The sequence below is a fragment of the Methanolobus mangrovi genome (assembly GCF_031312535.1).
Classification (GTDB): Archaea; Halobacteriota; Methanosarcinia; order Methanosarcinales; family Methanosarcinaceae; genus Methanolobus; species Methanolobus mangrovi.
The window spans coordinates 1,333,004-1,349,786 of record NZ_CP133594.1 but is presented as its reverse complement, the minus strand read 5'-3'; the positions used below and the strand labels follow the sequence as shown (position 1 = coordinate 1,349,786).

Sequence of the window (16,783 nt, the reverse complement as noted above, 5' to 3'; positions counted from 1 at the left end):
ATTTTACTGATTGTGATGGTTTATGGTTTTGTTCATAATAAGATATATATCACTTAATACCATCTTTATAACCGAGAGAGGAAGGACGGCCGCCGGGTCTTATGACCTGAGGAAAGTCTCCCCACCTTCTAAACACACGAATGCCTGTAAAGGGCATCGGGCGAGAGCCCGGGCAGTTGCTTTGCAACTCATGCAGTTCGCTGCATGCTGGCACAGAAACGATACCGTACCATGTTAATGCTATGATGCTGAAAAGCTGAGGTCGCATGGATCGCGGATGGAACGGCGAATCCTCGTGGGTGCAAGTCAGGAGTAGGGGTCGATGGTTGTTTAGACCATTCCCGAAGTTTGTCGACGCGTAGCCGAATGCCGTCAATGCAGCTCTTTGGAGCGCATAATCCTGCCAGGCGGGATGAATGTATTGCATTAACAGAAGGGAGCTTACTCTCCTCACTCAATACACTCTTATTTTTTAAGCCAGCGGAATTTGAAATTGAATATAAGCCATTTGACCAGGTCTTTATATGTTCTGTTAAAGGTCACAACTTCAAGAAACATGTCAAGTATGTCCGTTTCTTTTATAAATGCATTGAAAGAACGTTCGGGGAAGTAGTGCATTATCTTTGCAAAAATGAGTGAATATTTTAGATGCTCGCCAAATTCGGAGTAACATCTGTTTTCATAATTTACAAGTTCCTGAAGGTCAGACCCATTTGCTGCATTCTCTTTGATAATCTCCGCGGCAAGTTGTCCTGACCGGATAGCATATGCCAGTCCTTCACCTGTGAATGCATCAACAAAGCCTGCTGCATCGCCACTTAATATTATCCTTCCTTTAACCAGTTTTCTTTTGTGGCCGCCACATGGGATTACATGTCCATTGAGTTTGTATTCTCCCATGAACCCATTAACTTTCAGATAATCTTGCATTGCCTTTTTTGGATATGGGAGATGCTTTGCCATCACACTGCCGGCACCCACTGAGTAATAACCTTTGTGCGGGAATACCCATCCGTAACCTACTCCGGATACACCAAAGTGCATTTCGATAGCATCTTTAATATATTGGTCAATAACTTCATCCTTTTCCTCAACTTCAGTGACAAGACAAACCCCATATTCACTTTTGTTGTCCTCTCTTCTAACCACAGTTTTAAGTTTTCCCTGTGAGCCGGTTGCAATTACCACATATCTGGCTTTGTAGCTATCTTTATTTGTTGTAACTAAAACATGAGCACCATTTGGGGATACGTCTGTTACTTTTTCCCCGTGATGAATGTCAATGCCTGTCTCTTTTGCTTTTTCAAGCAGAAAATTGTCAAATATGCTTCTTGTTACGATAACAGAAAGGCGGTGATCTTTGAAGTATTCTATACTTTTTCCCCGGAAGCGAACCCTTCCTCCGAAAATATCCTTTTCGATAATCTCATCCGGTATTTTAAAATCAAGATAGGACATCGCATGTTCGGATAATGCTCCTCCACATGGTTTGTATCGGGGAAATATCTCCTTCTCAATTATAAGTGTCTTAATTCCGTTTTTTCCTGCTATTCTTCCGGCAGACGAACCGGAAGGTCCGGCACCAATGATTATAAGGTCATACATTTGAGCACCACATTTCTCAAAGGGTTAATCAGAAAGCATTTCCAATGTCTCTATTACCTTTTCATACTCAACTTCCGTATTGAAGCATCCGTCATTGAGCATAGGAATTCCATAAGTAACAATTTTCTTACCTTTAAGGCCCATCATTACCTTGTTCAGTTCATAGTCACAGGCTATTAGTAAAGCTGCATCATAGTTCTTTTCTTTGAGCACATGCTTTACGAATGAAGAGCCTGTTACGATGTACAGGTCATATCTATACTTGTCAGCATCTTCCTTAAGTTTGCTAAAGATACATTTTCCACAGGAAATGCATTGTATGCCAGTTTTTGTGGAGGATGCAGGGCAATCCATGGAACGCATACAATGTGGGGTTATTATCATGCGTTTTTGAGTTTTCCTGAAATCATTCCTGTTTGAGATGTTTTTAAGGGATACCATCCATTTATCAAGTATCCTGGGGTCTGAGAACTTATAAAAAAAGTACTTCAAAGGCATATAAAAAAAGTCAAGTATTCCGGCAAAGAAGCCTGCAAGCCATACATGCCTGTTAAGGCTGATGCGGCTCACGGTCAACGCAACGAATGCAAGCAGGATGGAAAGTAAGAATACTATAGTAACCAGAATTCCTATTGTTCTATACATTGCACTCCTCCATTTTCCTGATCACTTCCTCAACATCCACTTTAGTGTTATAGCATCCATCCTGTAATAGTGAAACTCCCTGTACTATCATAAAGGGTGAAGCTCCCTGCATAGATTCCGCCAGTTCCGGGTAACAGGCTACTCCTATACAGCTTTCAGGCCGATGAGCTTTAATTATTTTTTTCACAAAGCTCCCTCCTGGTATAACATAAACTTCGAAATTCTTTTCCTTGGCAGCTTTGCATATGGTTCCAATATCACAAAGGCCACACATTTTACATTCGTAGCCCACTAAGGGGTCGCAACGGGCTTTACAATTCGGATGTCTCAGGCACTGTGGAAGGAATATGACTCTTCCATCCTTTATCTTCTTAAACCCTTCAAGCATGACTGCATTGCGTACTTCTACCAGTATCTCATCAACCAGGGTGTCTTTGATACCAAATACTCTGCATATCCATTTTGCAGGGCCGTAGAACAGGTAAAGAATGAACAGGACAAAATTAGGGAAGAGTATCCTTTGTTTTTTAAAGCTATATGCTCCAAGTAATAATGCTATTCCCAACACTACTAATGCAGCAATTGCAAGTATTATGAAGAATTTACCAAGTAATTCATAAGGGATTTGCATGAGAAACGTAAATAGTACTAATAAGTATATTCAATTTACCCTAAAAATAAAAAAAGGAAGAGTGAAATTAATCACTCTGGTGCGTCGCTGAGGTCAATTCCCATTGCTTCAGCAGTAAGAACGACAACGTCCTCTACTTCAAGTTCCTTTGCACCTATTGCATCCCTTCCGTCACTGAGGTTTCTCTTACAGAATGGGCAGGCACTTGAAAGGAGGTCTGCTTTTGTTGCAAGTGCATCTTCAACACGTGTTGAAGCAACACCGAGTGCAAGGTCAGGAATACCTGCTTTCACTCCACCACCAGCACCACAGCAGCGCTGGTTGTTCTCTATTCTTTCCATCTCGACGAACTCGATACCTGGAATTGCTTCCAGAACAGCTCTTGGTGGTTCGAATACGCCTACGTGGCGCCCAAGGTGGCATGGGTCGTGGTATGTGACCTTCTTGTCAATGGATTTCTCCCATTTGATCTCGCCTTTCTCAATAAGGTTCTGCAGGAACTCTGTAATGTGCATTACTTTAAATGGAAGTTCCTTTCCTGTGAGTCTTGGCCAGTCAATGAGTGATGCTCTGAAACATCCGGCACATGCGTAGAGTACAGTCTTTGCACCCTTTGCTTTGATATTATCAATGTTCTTCTGTGCATTTACCTTTGCAGTATCATTGATGAAGTACTGGCCGGTTCTGATAAGTGCGGATCCACAGCATATCTCATCTTCACCGAGCATTGTGAATTTGATTCCAAGCTTGTTGAGTACACGTGTGGTTGCAAGTGCAAGTTTCCTCTGTTTAAGTTCTGCGGTACATCCTCCGAAGTAAAGGATCTCTGCCTTGTCTTCGACCTTGATGTCCTCAGGGAACCAGTTGGTTCTGTTCTTGTTGTCTTCCATGTAAGGGTTCTTGTACTCTCCGATTAGTTTGAGGAAAGCACCCTGCTTACCGAATGGACCGTTTCCACGCTTTACAAGGTTTGCACGCATGGATTCCCAGAGTTCGACGGTGTTGATAGCTGATTCACAGACTGTTGCACACATTCCGCAGGTTGTACAGCCATATACATCATTCTTGAACTGCTCGATCTCTTCTTCAGGTATTTCCTTTGGACCAAAGAGTTTTGCACGAAGTCCGTAGGACTTGTTCATGTACTCTCTCCACCTGAGGATCTTGTCTCTTGGTGCAAGTCCAGGTTCTTTTCCTGATGCATCATATGTTGGACACCAGTCCACACATTCGCCGCAGCGACTGCATGAATCCAGTTCCATAAGCTGGACTGCTGTAAAATTCTCTGTATTAATGGAAGTTTCACGTTTTGCCATTTTATTCTCCTCCCTTGTTTGCAAGGAGTGCGAGTGGTATTGCAATCATGTGTATGTATTTACTGAATGGGATGTATGCAATACAGAACAGTAGTGAGATAATTACGTGGAAAAGCGCCATTGGTGGTGCTATAGTAGGGTCATCTATGCCAAGTGCCCAGAATCTGCCGGTCCTGATGCCGTCTGCAATGAATCCTGATATTGTGATTACAGTAAGACCGATAAGAAGGACTGAGTCATATGCAATTGTGGCTTCTCTTACCTTTGCAACAAAAAGTCTTCTGTAGATTGCGATAATTATTCCGATAAGCAGAATGTAACTGAATACATCGTTTGGTACTGCAAGGAGCTCTCTGAAGACCTCAGGGCTCATAAATTCAGGAAGTGAATGTGCATATCCTACTTTCTCGCCGACCATGTGTATCATTTCCACAAGGAACATAGCAAGTGACATTACAAAAAGGACCATCCAGCCAACGAAAATAGTGAAGTGCATGAACCATCTGAGAGGGCTTCTTCTCAGTATCCTTCTCTGGAAGACTATGTCAAGAACAAATGTTTCCAGAACAGATTGGTTGTGGACATGGGCGTGCTCGCTCATCTGGTACATGAGCATCTTAGGGAAGGCTAAAATGCTTTTTGAAGGTGCTGCACCATAGCCTGTGGAGCCCATACCCCACTTCTTTAAGTTTATATACATTCCTATAATGAAAATACCAATGGACAGGTTCGCCATAATCATAACCTGCACAAAAGTAAGTCTTAAGGCGTCAGTTACGCCTGCAAAATAATCCATAGCCATTTAGTTTTCTCCTGATATCTATATAAGTATAATTATTACGAGAATTGAAATCATTTTTTACTTATAAGTAACCGGTTCGGTTTGCATGATTGTGGTGTCGATATTATTTAAAGATTTTCATCAAAGAAATCTATATCAGTAGACACTTTGTTGCTCAAAATTCATGCACACGGAAATATTTCTGGTTAATTAACCTTATATGCTGTCACATACTTAAGTAGTGCAAATCATAAACAAGATGCAACGGTTGTATCGTTCAAATGGATTTCAGAGTAGTACTTGTTGAGCCCCTTTATCAGGGAAATGTAGGTTCTGTCACAAGAGCAATGAAAAATTTTGGTTTCTCAGACCTGGTACTTGTAAATCCCTGTAAACTTGAAGGTGAAGCAAGGGCTATGTCCTCACATGCAAGAGATATACTGGCTAATGCAAGGATAGTCACAACTCTTGAAGAGGCTATTGATGATTGCAGTATTGTTATAGGTACTACCGGTATATCAGGTTCGAGATTTGACCTGCATTTAAGGGTTCCCGGATATTCCCCGGTGGAGATAAAAGAACGTCTTAAGGGCATGAGTGGCAGGGTTGCGATACTCTTTGGAAGAGAGGATCATGGTTTTGCCAGAGACGAGCTTAAAAAGTGCGATCTGATCATGACGATTCCCACATCTGATATATATCCGGTCATGAACTTATCCCATGCAGTAGCTGTTGTCCTTTACGAGTTCAGTGATATCAAAGTTGGTGATACTCCGCTGGCAGATTCTCTGGATATGAGATTACTGTATGAGCATCTATCAGAGCTTATTGACAATATTGATTATCCTGTGCATAAAAGGGAAAAGACCAAACTGATGTTAAAGAGAATATTCGGGAGAGCATGTCTGCTTCCTCGTGAAGTGCATACGCTTCATGGTATCATGCGTAAGATCCAGAGGCGTTATGATAGTGAGTGCAAGCAGGATGAAGAATAGTATAATGGGTATGTTTCGAAATGTTCATATCATTTGAAGGCTATGTTGGATTCCCTAAATGATTTTTAACTAATATTGTGTAACCATGACTGAAGGTAAGTGGGACGAAAAATTCGTAGTGTTCCTTAAAAAATATTATTGGGATAGTGTTCTGGATCTTGCGAACAATTATCCTGATCAGCGTAGTCTGGAAGTTGAGTTCCCCGATCTTGAAATATTTGATAGGGAACTTGCCAGTGAGCTTCTTATAAATCCTGATGAGGTAATGCCCAGTGCTAACAATGCGCTGCGTCAGATAGATCTTCCTGTTGAGAAAACTCTGGATGATACAAGGGTACGTTTTGTAAGGATACCAAATAAGATACCTAACAGGGATCTTCGTAGCAAGCACCTTCTCCAGTTTGTTGCCATTGATGGTATGATCCGTAAGGCGACAGAAGTACGTCCGAAGGTTCTCGAAGCTGCATTCCAGTGTATGCGTTGTGAACATGTGACAATGATCCCACAGACCGAGGTTAAATTTGTAGAACCTGTTGGGTGTGAAAATGAATCCTGTGGCCGTAATGGTCCGTTCAAAATAGTCATAAACCAGTCTGTTTTTATTGATGCCCAGAAACTCCAGATACAGGAATCTCCTGAGAACCTTAAAGGCGGTTCACAACCTCAAAGTCTTGATGTAGATATTGAAGATGACCTGGCAGGTATTGTGAAACCAGGAGATCGTGTCATCATCAATGGGGTCTTACGTTCTCACCAGAGAACTACTCGTGAAGGCAAATCTCCTTTCTATGATCTGGTCTTACATGCCAATTCCATAGAATACATGGATCTGGAATTTGATGAACTCGAGATAAGTCCGGAAGAGGAAGAAGAGATCCTTGCGATGAGTCGTGACCCGGAAATATATAATAAAGTAATAGGGTCCATAGCTCCTTCAATTTATGGTTATGAAGATGTGAAAGAAGCCCTTTCACTTCAACTGTTCTCAGGTGTTGCCAAACATCTGCCCGATGGTTCCAGGGTACGTGGTGATATTCACATGCTCTTTGTGGGAGATCCTGGTGTTGCAAAAAGTCAGATGCTTCGTTATATGGTAAAGCTCTCTCCAAGAGGCGTGTTTGCATCAGGTAAGAGTGCGTCTTCAAGTGGTCTTACTGCTGCAGCAGTAAAAGATGATCTGGGAGATGGCCGATGGACATTGGAAGCAGGTGCTCTTGTCATGGCAGACATGGGTATCGCTGCAGTGGACGAAATGGACAAGATGAGCACAGAGGATAAGAGTGCACTCCACGAGGCAATGGAACAGCAGACAATAAGTGTTGCAAAAGCAGGTATTCTTGCCACACTGAAATCACGATGTGCACTTCTTGGTGCTGCAAATCCAAAATATGGGCGTTTTGACAGGTATGAGGGCATAGCTCAGCAGATAAACATGCCTCCTGCCCTGATCTCAAGATTTGATATGATATTTGTTATGCTGGATACGCCCAACGAGGATATGGATTCAAGGATAGCCAAACACATTCTCAAGTCACATTATGCTGGTGAACTTTCAGAACAGCGTAAGAACATGCCTTCAAGCATTATTACTCAGGAACAGGTCGATGAACATATGGAAGTTATCAAACCTGTCATTGATGCCGATATGCTCAGGAAGTATGTTGCCTATTCGAGAAGGAATATTTTTCCCGTAATGGAGCAGGAGGCACGTGAACATCTTGTCAAGTTCTACATGGACCTGCGAAAGATGGGGGATGGGAAAGATGCTCCTGTGCCTGTTACTGCACGTCAGCTTGAGGCTCTTGTAAGACTTGCAGAGGCAAGTGCGCGTCTTAGGCTCAGTAATGTTGCGACAATGGATGATGCCAAAAGAACGACCAAGATAGTCTATTCCTGTCTACGACAGGTCGGTGTTGATCCTGATACCGGGGCATTCGATGTGGACATAATAGCTTCCGGTACAAGTAAGAGCCAGAGGGATAAGATAAAGATTATCAAAGAAATTATCAAAATGGTCGGTGAAAAGCATCCTGGTGGAAAAGCACCGCTTGAAGAGGTCTATGCAGAAGCCCAGAATCAGCAGATAGATCATCAGCACGCAGAAGAGCTGATATCCAAGATGAGACGTTCCGGTGACCTGATAAAACCCGACAAAGAACATGTAAAAGTAGTTTGAAGAAGTGATGCTATGTATATCAAGATCCATAAATCAGGTGACACCAGTATTGTTGCTTTGTGTGACCGGGAACTGATAGGAAAAACTCTTAAAGAAGGAAATATCACTGTTACAATAACAGAAGAATTCTATAAAGGGGAACTAATATCAGAGGAAGATGCTATTGACGTTATATCAAAAGCATCAAATGTCAACATCTTTGGTGAAAAGGCAGTTTCATGTGCCGTTAGGTCCGGTGTTGTAAATAAAAACAATGTAATGATCATTAATGAAGTAGCACATGCTCAGGTATTCAGGGTATAGATGCTACGAGGTTTTATTATGAATGATGAGATGGCAGTTTCGGGCGCAGAGAATAATGCGCTAAACACCTTTGACAGAAAAGGGCTGATTGGAGGAGTTGTGCAGAAGCATAAGAAATTCATAGATGAATATGCTTCTGAATTCGATGAACTCGGAAATAAGATGAAAGTAGTTCTGGAAAGTATCGAGTCCTCTAAAAAGAACAGGGAAGATGTTCTGGAAAAAGTAGAGATATTAACTGAGAAAAGACAATTGTTCTATCATCAGGCAGAAAAGTTGCTTGATGAACTGAGTGACTCTATTTCCGATAATAACGAATTTTCCCGTGCAATGGACTCCGCCAAAGAGAAGCTTTCAAAGGTAAAAGGTTCACTTACTCTTGATGAGGAACAAAAACAGGTAGATTCTATTTTGCAGAGTGTCTCTTCTCTTGACTCGAAAGCATCTGGGATTAACGATCGTCTTAATGCTATACAGGAAAGGATCAGGCAGGCTCTTAGTTCAAAAATGGAATTAAGTTCAATTGATAGTTCTGAGGAGAGCTACAATAATTCCATCTCTTCACTTGAGGGGGAAATGAACGAAATATCTCCAAGATATAAATGGCTGGAGAACAGGATTAAGAGTCATACAGAGGCATTGGATTACTGGGAAAAACAACCCATAACTGCTGATGTGGGAGATGTCAAAGCATGACAGATATAGATATCTCTTCAATGAATGAAAAAGAACTGAAGAACAAAGCGAATGACCTTCGTACTCAGGTAGATCACCATGAACGTGAGCTTAAAAGTATCTTCAGGGAACTCAAACTTCATCGTACCAACACAGATGATCTGAAAGTAAAGCGTGATGCTTTTAATTCCAAGGTAAAGGGTCTGGTGGCAAAAGCACGGGATGTCAAAGCCAAGAGAGACTCTATCAATGCAAAGATAGCTGCTTTGAAATCTTCAAGGAATGAGGTTCATGAAAAGTCACGTAAATTCTCAGATGATATCAGTGAACTTAAAACGAAAAGAGATGACCTCAATAAGTTGTCTAAGGGAAGCGTTGAGACACTTTCAAAAGCCTATGCTGCAGACCTTGACCTTTTCCTGAATGCTGATATTCCATTGAATCATGAGGTGGATCTGTTTGGCAGGTTACTTGAACTTAAAGAGCGTCTCGGAGCAGCATTTGATGCAAATGATATTCATCTGAAGCTAATGAAAACATATGAAGCTTCAAAAGATGTGTTTGAATCAAAGGAAGACTTTGGCGATGAAATTGGAAAACTTGCAGAAGAATCTCAGAAATACCATCTTGAAATGATCGATCTCTATAATCAAGCTGATGAATTGAGAAAAGCTGCTGATGAAGCTCACAAACTGATCTCAGAAAAATATGCTATTACTGCCCCCATCAGGGAAAAGATCGACCCTCTTAAGAAGAAGATCGCTGCTCTTAGGGATGAGCTTGGTGTTTATCTTGAGAAACTCAATGATATCCAGGTTGAAAAGGATGATAAGAAGCAGGAAGAGCATCTTGTTGTTGCCAAAGAGAAGCTGGAGAAGAGTGGTCGTCTGAGTCTTGAAGACCTTAAAGTATTAATGGAGAAAGGCGATCTGAAATTCTAATCTCCTTTCCATATTTCCTATTTTTGCTTAATTTACAAAGCGTCTGCATGCCAGTAAAACTGATATGGATGCAATTACCTGGAATATTGTAAATCCGCTTGTCTGGTTATTGGTGCTGTTTCCGGGAGTCTGATTATCGATGCTTTGATTTACATTCTCATCATCGTCTGAGGTTACAGGTTCCGGAAAATCACTGTCCTGGTATTGGTATACTGGTTTGAAAGTAACGAGTTCTCCACCGGGACTTGCATATATAGTATCCATGGTAATGTTCAGTATTTCATGGTCTTTAGTATAGACAAAAGTAGCATCTTCTGACAGGATCGCTTCTTTAAGGAGTTCATCTTCATGCAGGAGTTTGATCCACACTTGCTTTTGTTCAATATTGACACTCTTGATAGTTAAGGTATAACCCTGATAGAAATCCCATGAATCACCGGTTGTCAGAAATATTCCGGTTCCGTTTATTAACAAAGGTTCGCTATGCTCTCTTATGATCAAAGGTTCATTATATTCATTTATAAATAGGGGTTCAGCACACACCGATGTTATTATTGAAATAAAAAGCAGAAATGCAATGATGATATTGCAGGTTCTTTTTGAGTGCGGCATCAAAGTATCACATCATAAAGTCAATTACGATAGCGGCAATTACCTGCAATGATCTCCTGTCTCTCATTGTTTCTGTCAAGGACGACAATCGCTCCGTTTTCAGTAATTCCCACAGCTTTGCCTTCAATGAGTTTATTTGGTGTTTTGATCTTTACTTCTTTCCCGATAGTATCAGAGAGATTTATCCATTCGTCAATGATATCAGTGAATTTCCGGGTTTTGAACATTATATACTGCTGTTCAAGTTCATAAAGAAGCGATGCGATAAAAGCGGTTCTGTTAATTACTTTTCCTATTTCATTGGAAATACTTGTGGAATTAAGTCTTATATCTTCTCTAAAATCAACAAGTTTGACATTTGCATTTATCCCGATACCAAGGATGACGTAATCCACCTTTTCAACTTCGGCGCTGACCTCGGTGAGTATTCCGCATATTTTCCTGCCTCTAACTAATACATCATTTGGCCATTTGATGCGTGCATCAATTCCAGCATTTCTCAGTGTATTTGTTACTGCAATGCCAGCTACGAGTGTTATCTTTGAGACATTATCAAGTGGTACAGACGGTTTGAGTATAAGGGACAACCATATGCCGCCGGGGATAGATTGCCATTCGGTCCCCATGCGTCCGCGACCCTTTCTCTGCGTCTCCGCAATTACTACGGTGCCTTCCGGCGATCTAGTTGCAATTTCCCTGGCTGTATTGTTGGTAGACTCTAAGTCCGAATAGTATCGGACATCAGTTCCTATAAGACTTGTCTTCAAGATAGCTTTTAGCTCATCAGGGTCTATTCTGTCCGGATATGCATCAAGTATATATCCTGTTTTTGGAGAAGAACGGATGTCATATCCTTCTTTTCTGAGGTTCCTCACATACTTCCAGACCATTGCTCTGGATATGCCCAGTTTTTCCCCTATATCCTGACCTGAAACCGGATTTCCTTCAGATTGTCTTAACAATCTTATAATCTCTTTTCTGTTGTCATTCACAGGCATTCCACCATACGAATGTTTACTCCCCACCATATTATATGTTGTTGCCAAAGGTTTATTACTTTGTCTGTTTTTTGGCAGCATTTACATATGAGCCCACAGCAGCGGTGACAGCAGCAATTTTCTGGTCCTTGTTATCAAGTACTGATGCCAGGGTGGCACCTTTGGCGGAATCTTCCTCAACAACCTTTTTCACATCTTCTATGATATTGTTGTCCTCTATGAAGTGTGTTGTAAGTTTTCCTTCCCTGAATGCAGGATGTTTCAGTACTGCCTTATGGAATGGGATATTGGTTGTGACTCCTACGACCACGTATTCATAAAGTGCACGTTGCATCCTGTCAATGGCTTCATCCCTGGTACTTCCCCATGCACAGAGTTTTGAGATCATGGAGTCGTAGTACGGTGAAATGGTGTATCCCATATGAACTCCACTGTCGACCCTGATGCCTGGTCCGCCTGCGGAACGATATCTTCTTATTTTTCCGGGGGATGGTGCGAAGTCATTGAGTGGATCTTCAGCGTTAAGGCGACATTCAATTGCCCAACCTCTTATGCTAATATCTTCCTGCTTGAATGGTAATTTCTCACCACATGCAATATGGAGCTGCTGCTTTGCGAGGTCTATGCCGGTAATCATTTCGCTGATGGTATGTTCTACCTGTAGTCTGGTGTTGACTTCAAGGAAATAGAAATCTCCTTTGGAGTAAAGGAACTCAACAGTTCCTGCGTTCTCGTATCCTATTGCCTTTGCAGCCTTGACCGCAGTTTCTCCCATCTGTTTACGAAGCTCAGGTGTCATTACGGGAGATGGAGCCTCTTCAATGAGTTTCTGGTGCCTGCGCTGTATGGAGCATTCCCTTTCCATGACATATACTGCATCTCCATACTTGTCTGCAAGTATCTGGAATTCAATATGTCTTGGTTCTTCTACATATTTCTCAATAAAAACAGTTGAGTCTCCAAAAGCCGATTCCGCCACAGACTGTATGGAATTAAGGGCATTGTGAAAATCCTTTCTGGAATGTACTATTTTCATTCCTATGCCGCCGCCACCGGCAGATGCTTTGATTATAACTGGATAACCGATACCATCTGCGATATCCGCTGCTTTCTCCGGGTCGGATATGGCCTCATTTGTCCCTGGTACTACCGGAACACCTGCGGCTATCATGGTATTCCTGGCGGCGATCTTACTTCCCATCTGTTCAATGGACTTGCTTGATGGTCCTATGAATGTAATTCCTGCTTCCTCGCACTTGCGGGCGAATTTACTGTTCTCAGATAGGAATCCGTATCCTGGGTGAATACCCTCTGCTCCGCATTCAAGTGCAACTTCTATGATCTTGTCGCCATTGAGGTAACTCTGGCTGGAAGGCGCAGGGCCGATACTATATGCCTCATCTGCATATTTTGCAAAAAGGGCATTCTTATCAGCTTCAGAGTACACTGCCACAGTCTGAACACCAAGTTCACGACATGCACGCATTACACGGATGGCGATTTCACCTCGGTTGGCTACCAGTACTTTCTTGAACATACCTGTTCACCTACTCTATACTCATTAGTACATCGCCGGATTTGACAGCATCACCATCTGAAATAAGAATGGCTTTGACAGTTCCTCCATGTGGCGCATGGATTGCATTTTCCATTTTCATAGCTTCAATGACGCAGACCGTGTCGCCTTCTTCAATGGAATCTCCGATCTGGACCTTTATGGAAAGTACCATTCCCTGCATGTGACTTGTAACGGCTCCGGGTACGGAATCTGCAGTTGGCTTCTCATCTGCTTCAACGACTTTAACAGAACCGCCGACAGGATTTACCTTTACATTGAAAACTTCTCCGTCAACTTCCACCTTGTATTCAGTTGGTATGCCGGAAACGTCTGCTGTAGCACATGGGTGTCTTTTCTCCATGATAGGTGTAAGGTCTTCTTCTTCAAGTTCACCTTTCAGGAATGCCGGAGCTATTGCAGGATAGAGTATGTAAGTGAGGATATCCTCTTCTTTCTTTATGATGCCCATCTCTTCCGCTTCCTTCTTCATCTTCTCATATTCCGGCTGGAGAAGGTCGGCAGGTCGGCAGGTGATCGGTTCATCTTCGCCGATTATCTTTGCAATTATCTCGGCGCTTATCTTCTGCGGTGGTCTTCCGTAAAGGCCGCGAACATAATCTTTTACTTCCTTTGGAATTACCTTGTATCTCTCGCCCATGAGTACATTGAGTACTGCCTGGGTTCCTACTATCTGGCTGGTAGGTGTAACAAGCGGTGGGTATCCAAGTTCTGCACGTACAAGTGGCATTTCCTTGAGAACCTCATTGAACTTATCCAGCGCATTCTGCTCTTTGAGCTGGGATACGAGGTTTGACAGCATTCCTCCTGGTATCTGGTAAAGCAGGACATTGGTGTCAACCTGCTCGGATATAGGATCAAGTATACAGCGGTAGTGTTCTTTGATTTCCTTGAAATACTGTGATATTTCAGATATCAGTTCAAGGTCAAGTCCTGTAGCACGCTTTGTTTCAGCGAGTGCGGCCACGATCGATTCAGTTGGCGGTTGTGATGTTCCCCATGCAAAGGGGGAGAGTGCAGTATCTAATATATCAACGCCTGCTCTGCATGCTGCAGTGTAGCTCATAGGTGCCATTCCTGATGTGCAGTGTGCGTGCAGATCCACAGGAAGGTTCACTTCTGACTTCAGTGCTTTTACAAGGTCATATGCCTGCTGTGGTGATATGAGACCTGCCATATCCTTGATACACAGGGAATCACATTCCAGCTCTGCAAGTTCAGTTGCCAGTTCTACATATTTGTCAATCGTATGGACAGGACTGATGGTGTAGGCTATTGTTCCCTGTACATGAGCTCCTTCCTTTTTAGCAACAGTAATTGCTTTTTCCATGTTGCGGACATCGTTTACAGCATCAAATACCCTGAAGATATCAATACCATTCTCATGGGCTTTCTTAACGAACTTTTCTACAACATCGTCGGAATAATGCCTGTATCCTACCAGGTTCTGACCTCTGAGGAGCATCTGTGCAGGGGTTTCCTTCATATGTTTTTTCAGGTCCCTTAATCTTTCCCATGGGTCCTCGTTGAGATATCTTATGGAGCTGTCAAATGTTGCTCCACCCCACATCTCAAGTGAATAGTATCCAACTTCATCAAGCTTATCCACAATTGGAAGCATGTTACGGGTGCGCATTCTAGTGGCAATGAGGGATTGATGCGCATCTCGAAGAATAGTTTCAGTGATTTTTACTTTCATGGGAATCCTCCGGGAATCTATATAATTGTGAGCGGTTAATTATAATAGTGAATCATCTAACTTCTTGCAGATGAAATTGTACCTTATATATCATGTTCTTTTATGTAGTTTCTGGTGACTGCTTATATATTTTCATGTCACATCTGGTAGTAAATTAAAAAAATCAACAACTACAAAAAGTATAATTAAAAGTAAATAAAAAGTAATTTACTGTATATTAATATTCACTCATGTGACGTATTAACATTGGTTCTTTTTCTGGTTGTTCCCTGCAATCCGCAAAAATCTCCATTCTCATCAAATAACATTTTAGCATAGATATCTATTGGTACAAGGTTTCTTTTTGTATCATATATGACTGTTTCCATTTTTGTAAAGTTTCCATCAGGCCTGTGTTCCATAGAAGAGGACATTATTTCCATCATTTTTTTCATTTCACTTTCAGGGAAATGATCATGAAGTTTAGTTCCTATGAAATCCTCAGGACCAAGGTCTGTTATTAAGTTTGTAGCAGGGTTAGCATAGGTAAATACAAGGTTTTTGTCCATTTTCCAGATACTATCAAGGGTGTTATCAGCAAGAAGGCGGTATTTTTGTTCACTTTCCTTCAGTTCATTTTCGATTCTTCTTTGCTCACTGATATCTTGCCCAGATACGATTATTCCATGAATGTTTCCATTTTTATCTTTAATGCTTGCATTTATCCATTTGATAAGTTTCTCTTTACCAGTGGGTGTGATAATGTGGCTTTCACAATTAATTTCACAGCCATCATTCAAAATTCTGCAGCATCTCTCATGAACATCATTCCTCTCTGATTCAAGGATAAAATTATCGTTCAGGTTCTTTCCAATGATGTCCTCATTCGCACATTCAAGTATTTCGAGTCCTTTTTTGTTTATTAGGGTGCAATTTTGATTTTCGTCCAGCACTATTATAAGTACGCCTGCAACATCAAGATAGGTCTGAGCTTTTGTATTTTCCTCTAGAATTCGTTCCTCTGCTTTTTTTCTTTCTGTAATCTCTTTTTTTAGTAATTCATTTGATCTTTCAAGTTCTGCTGTTCTTTCAGAAACCCTATTTTCTAGTATCTCCTGTTGTTCTTTTAAAGTATTGTGCGAGTTAACGTCTTCTGTTATGTTTTCCATAATCAGGGTTACGCCCGCTTCCCCATCATCAAACGTTGAAGGAATTATTTTTGTTTTGAAAAAACACAGTTCATTCTTTACGATAAGGTCAAAGATCTCCACCAGTTCTTTTCCTTTCAGACCTTCATCTATCTTTTCTATCAGTGTCCGATTTGATAGCATTGATATGGGTACATCATCGATTCGTCTGTCTCTAAAATCTTTTTTGGGAATGTTGACTAACTCGGCAAATCTGTCATTTGCCTGAATGACTTTGTGCTCACTATCTATTACTACTATATTATCTGAAGAAAAATCAAGTAATGTAGAGACAGGTATCCTCTGGGATAAGAAATATACCTTTGCAGTACCAATGGACTCCATTTCAACATGTCCACTTATGCGAAGGATCTCTAAATATTTAGCAACAGTATTTCTGTTTATTCCTATTTTTTTGGAAATATCAGTTACACTAAGGCCACGAGGATTGTCCTTCAGAAGATTTTTGATCAGGCGATGTTCTTCTTTGTATATTTCCACTTATATACTATGTATTGTTTCTCTCTGATAAATGTGACGCAATAGAACACAAAGTTAATAGTTTTGAGGTATTTCATTTTGCATCCATTTTTGCTTTGTTAAAGCGTTAATAATCAATATATAAAGATGTCGTTAACAGTGTGGCTTTCTTTCACATATCCGA

Annotated in this window: 15 protein-coding genes and 1 other RNA gene; 6 read left to right on the top strand and 10 right to left on the bottom strand. The window is 41.4% G+C overall.

The window, feature by feature from the left end; genetic code table 11:
• Nucleotides 1-73 precede the first annotated feature (73 nt).
• An RNA gene (rnpB, locus tag RE476_RS06395) (RNase P RNA component) lies at nt 74-456 on the top strand.
• 9 nt (nt 457-465) lie between these two features.
• Here rnpB and RE476_RS06390 read toward each other — a convergent pair.
• From RE476_RS06390 to RE476_RS06370, 5 genes are all read right to left on the bottom strand, one after another.
• Nucleotides 466-1,605, bottom strand: coding sequence for a geranylgeranyl reductase family protein (locus tag RE476_RS06390; protein WP_309306825.1), 1,140 nt, complete (start codon nt 1,603-1,605; stop codon nt 466-468).
• Between the two features lie 24 nt (nt 1,606-1,629).
• Nucleotides 1,630-2,250 (bottom strand): DUF116 domain-containing protein, encoded by a 621-nt coding sequence (locus RE476_RS06385; protein WP_309306824.1) that lies wholly within the window; start codon nt 2,248-2,250, stop codon nt 1,630-1,632.
• Entirely contained in the window at nt 2,243-2,881 is a 639-nt protein-coding gene (locus RE476_RS06380) for a DUF116 domain-containing protein (protein WP_309306823.1), read from the bottom strand. The genes RE476_RS06385 and RE476_RS06380 overlap by 8 nt, the downstream gene beginning before the upstream one ends.
• A 71-nt stretch (nt 2,882-2,952) precedes the next feature.
• On the bottom strand, nt 2,953-4,197 hold the full coding sequence (locus RE476_RS06375) for a (Fe-S)-binding protein (RefSeq protein WP_309306821.1): 1,245 nt from the start codon (nt 4,195-4,197) through the stop codon (nt 2,953-2,955).
• A gap of 1 nt (nt 4,198) precedes the next feature.
• On the bottom strand, nt 4,199-4,993 hold the full coding sequence (locus RE476_RS06370) for a disulfide reductase (protein WP_309309567.1): 795 nt from the start codon (nt 4,991-4,993) through the stop codon (nt 4,199-4,201).
• 266 nt (nt 4,994-5,259) lie between these two features.
• Between RE476_RS06370 and RE476_RS06365 the strand changes: the two genes are divergently transcribed.
• The 5 genes from RE476_RS06365 (at nt 5,260) to RE476_RS06345 (ending at nt 10,068) form a co-directional block, all read left to right on the top strand.
• Nucleotides 5,260-5,973: an RNA methyltransferase gene (locus RE476_RS06365; protein ID WP_309306819.1), complete on the top strand. Its 714-nt coding sequence runs from the start codon at nt 5,260-5,262 to the stop codon at nt 5,971-5,973.
• Between the two features lie 85 nt (nt 5,974-6,058).
• Entirely contained in the window at nt 6,059-8,149 is a 2,091-nt protein-coding gene (locus RE476_RS06360; RefSeq protein ID WP_309306818.1) for a minichromosome maintenance protein MCM, read from the top strand.
• 12 nt (nt 8,150-8,161) lie between these two features.
• The gene (locus RE476_RS06355; RefSeq protein WP_309306817.1) at nt 8,162-8,452 is read left to right on the top strand and encodes a DUF424 domain-containing protein; all 291 of its coding nucleotides are present in this window, start codon (nt 8,162-8,164) and stop codon (nt 8,450-8,452) included.
• Between the two features lie 18 nt (nt 8,453-8,470).
• Nucleotides 8,471-9,148 (top strand): hypothetical protein, encoded by a 678-nt coding sequence (locus RE476_RS06350; protein WP_309306816.1) that lies wholly within the window; start codon nt 8,471-8,473, stop codon nt 9,146-9,148.
• Complete coding sequence (locus RE476_RS06345) at nt 9,145-10,068, top strand: coiled-coil protein (RefSeq protein WP_309306815.1); 924 nt, start codon at nt 9,145-9,147, stop codon at nt 10,066-10,068. The genes RE476_RS06350 and RE476_RS06345 overlap by 4 nt, the downstream gene beginning before the upstream one ends.
• Nucleotides 10,069-10,095: 27 nt before the next feature.
• On the opposite strand, the gene RE476_RS06340 is transcribed toward RE476_RS06345, so the two are convergent.
• The 5 genes from RE476_RS06340 to RE476_RS06320 form a co-directional block, all read right to left on the bottom strand.
• Complete coding sequence (locus tag RE476_RS06340; protein WP_309306814.1) at nt 10,096-10,542, bottom strand: S-layer protein domain-containing protein; 447 nt, start codon at nt 10,540-10,542, stop codon at nt 10,096-10,098.
• 158 nt (nt 10,543-10,700) lie between these two features.
• Complete coding sequence (locus tag RE476_RS06335) at nt 10,701-11,672, bottom strand: biotin--[acetyl-CoA-carboxylase] ligase (protein WP_309306813.1); 972 nt, start codon at nt 11,670-11,672, stop codon at nt 10,701-10,703.
• A gap of 61 nt (nt 11,673-11,733) precedes the next feature.
• Nucleotides 11,734-13,215, bottom strand: a complete 1,482-nt coding sequence (locus RE476_RS06330) for an acetyl-CoA carboxylase biotin carboxylase subunit (RefSeq protein ID WP_309306812.1) — start codon at nt 13,213-13,215, stop codon at nt 11,734-11,736.
• A 10-nt stretch (nt 13,216-13,225) separates the two neighbouring features.
• A complete protein-coding gene (gene oadA, locus RE476_RS06325) occupies nt 13,226-14,953 on the bottom strand; it encodes a sodium-extruding oxaloacetate decarboxylase subunit alpha (RefSeq protein WP_309306811.1) in 1,728 nt (575 codons plus the stop codon).
• A gap of 224 nt (nt 14,954-15,177) precedes the next feature.
• The gene (locus tag RE476_RS06320; protein ID WP_309306810.1) at nt 15,178-16,620 is read right to left on the bottom strand and encodes a PAS domain S-box protein; all 1,443 of its coding nucleotides are present in this window, start codon (nt 16,618-16,620) and stop codon (nt 15,178-15,180) included.
• Nucleotides 16,621-16,783 lie beyond the last annotated feature (163 nt).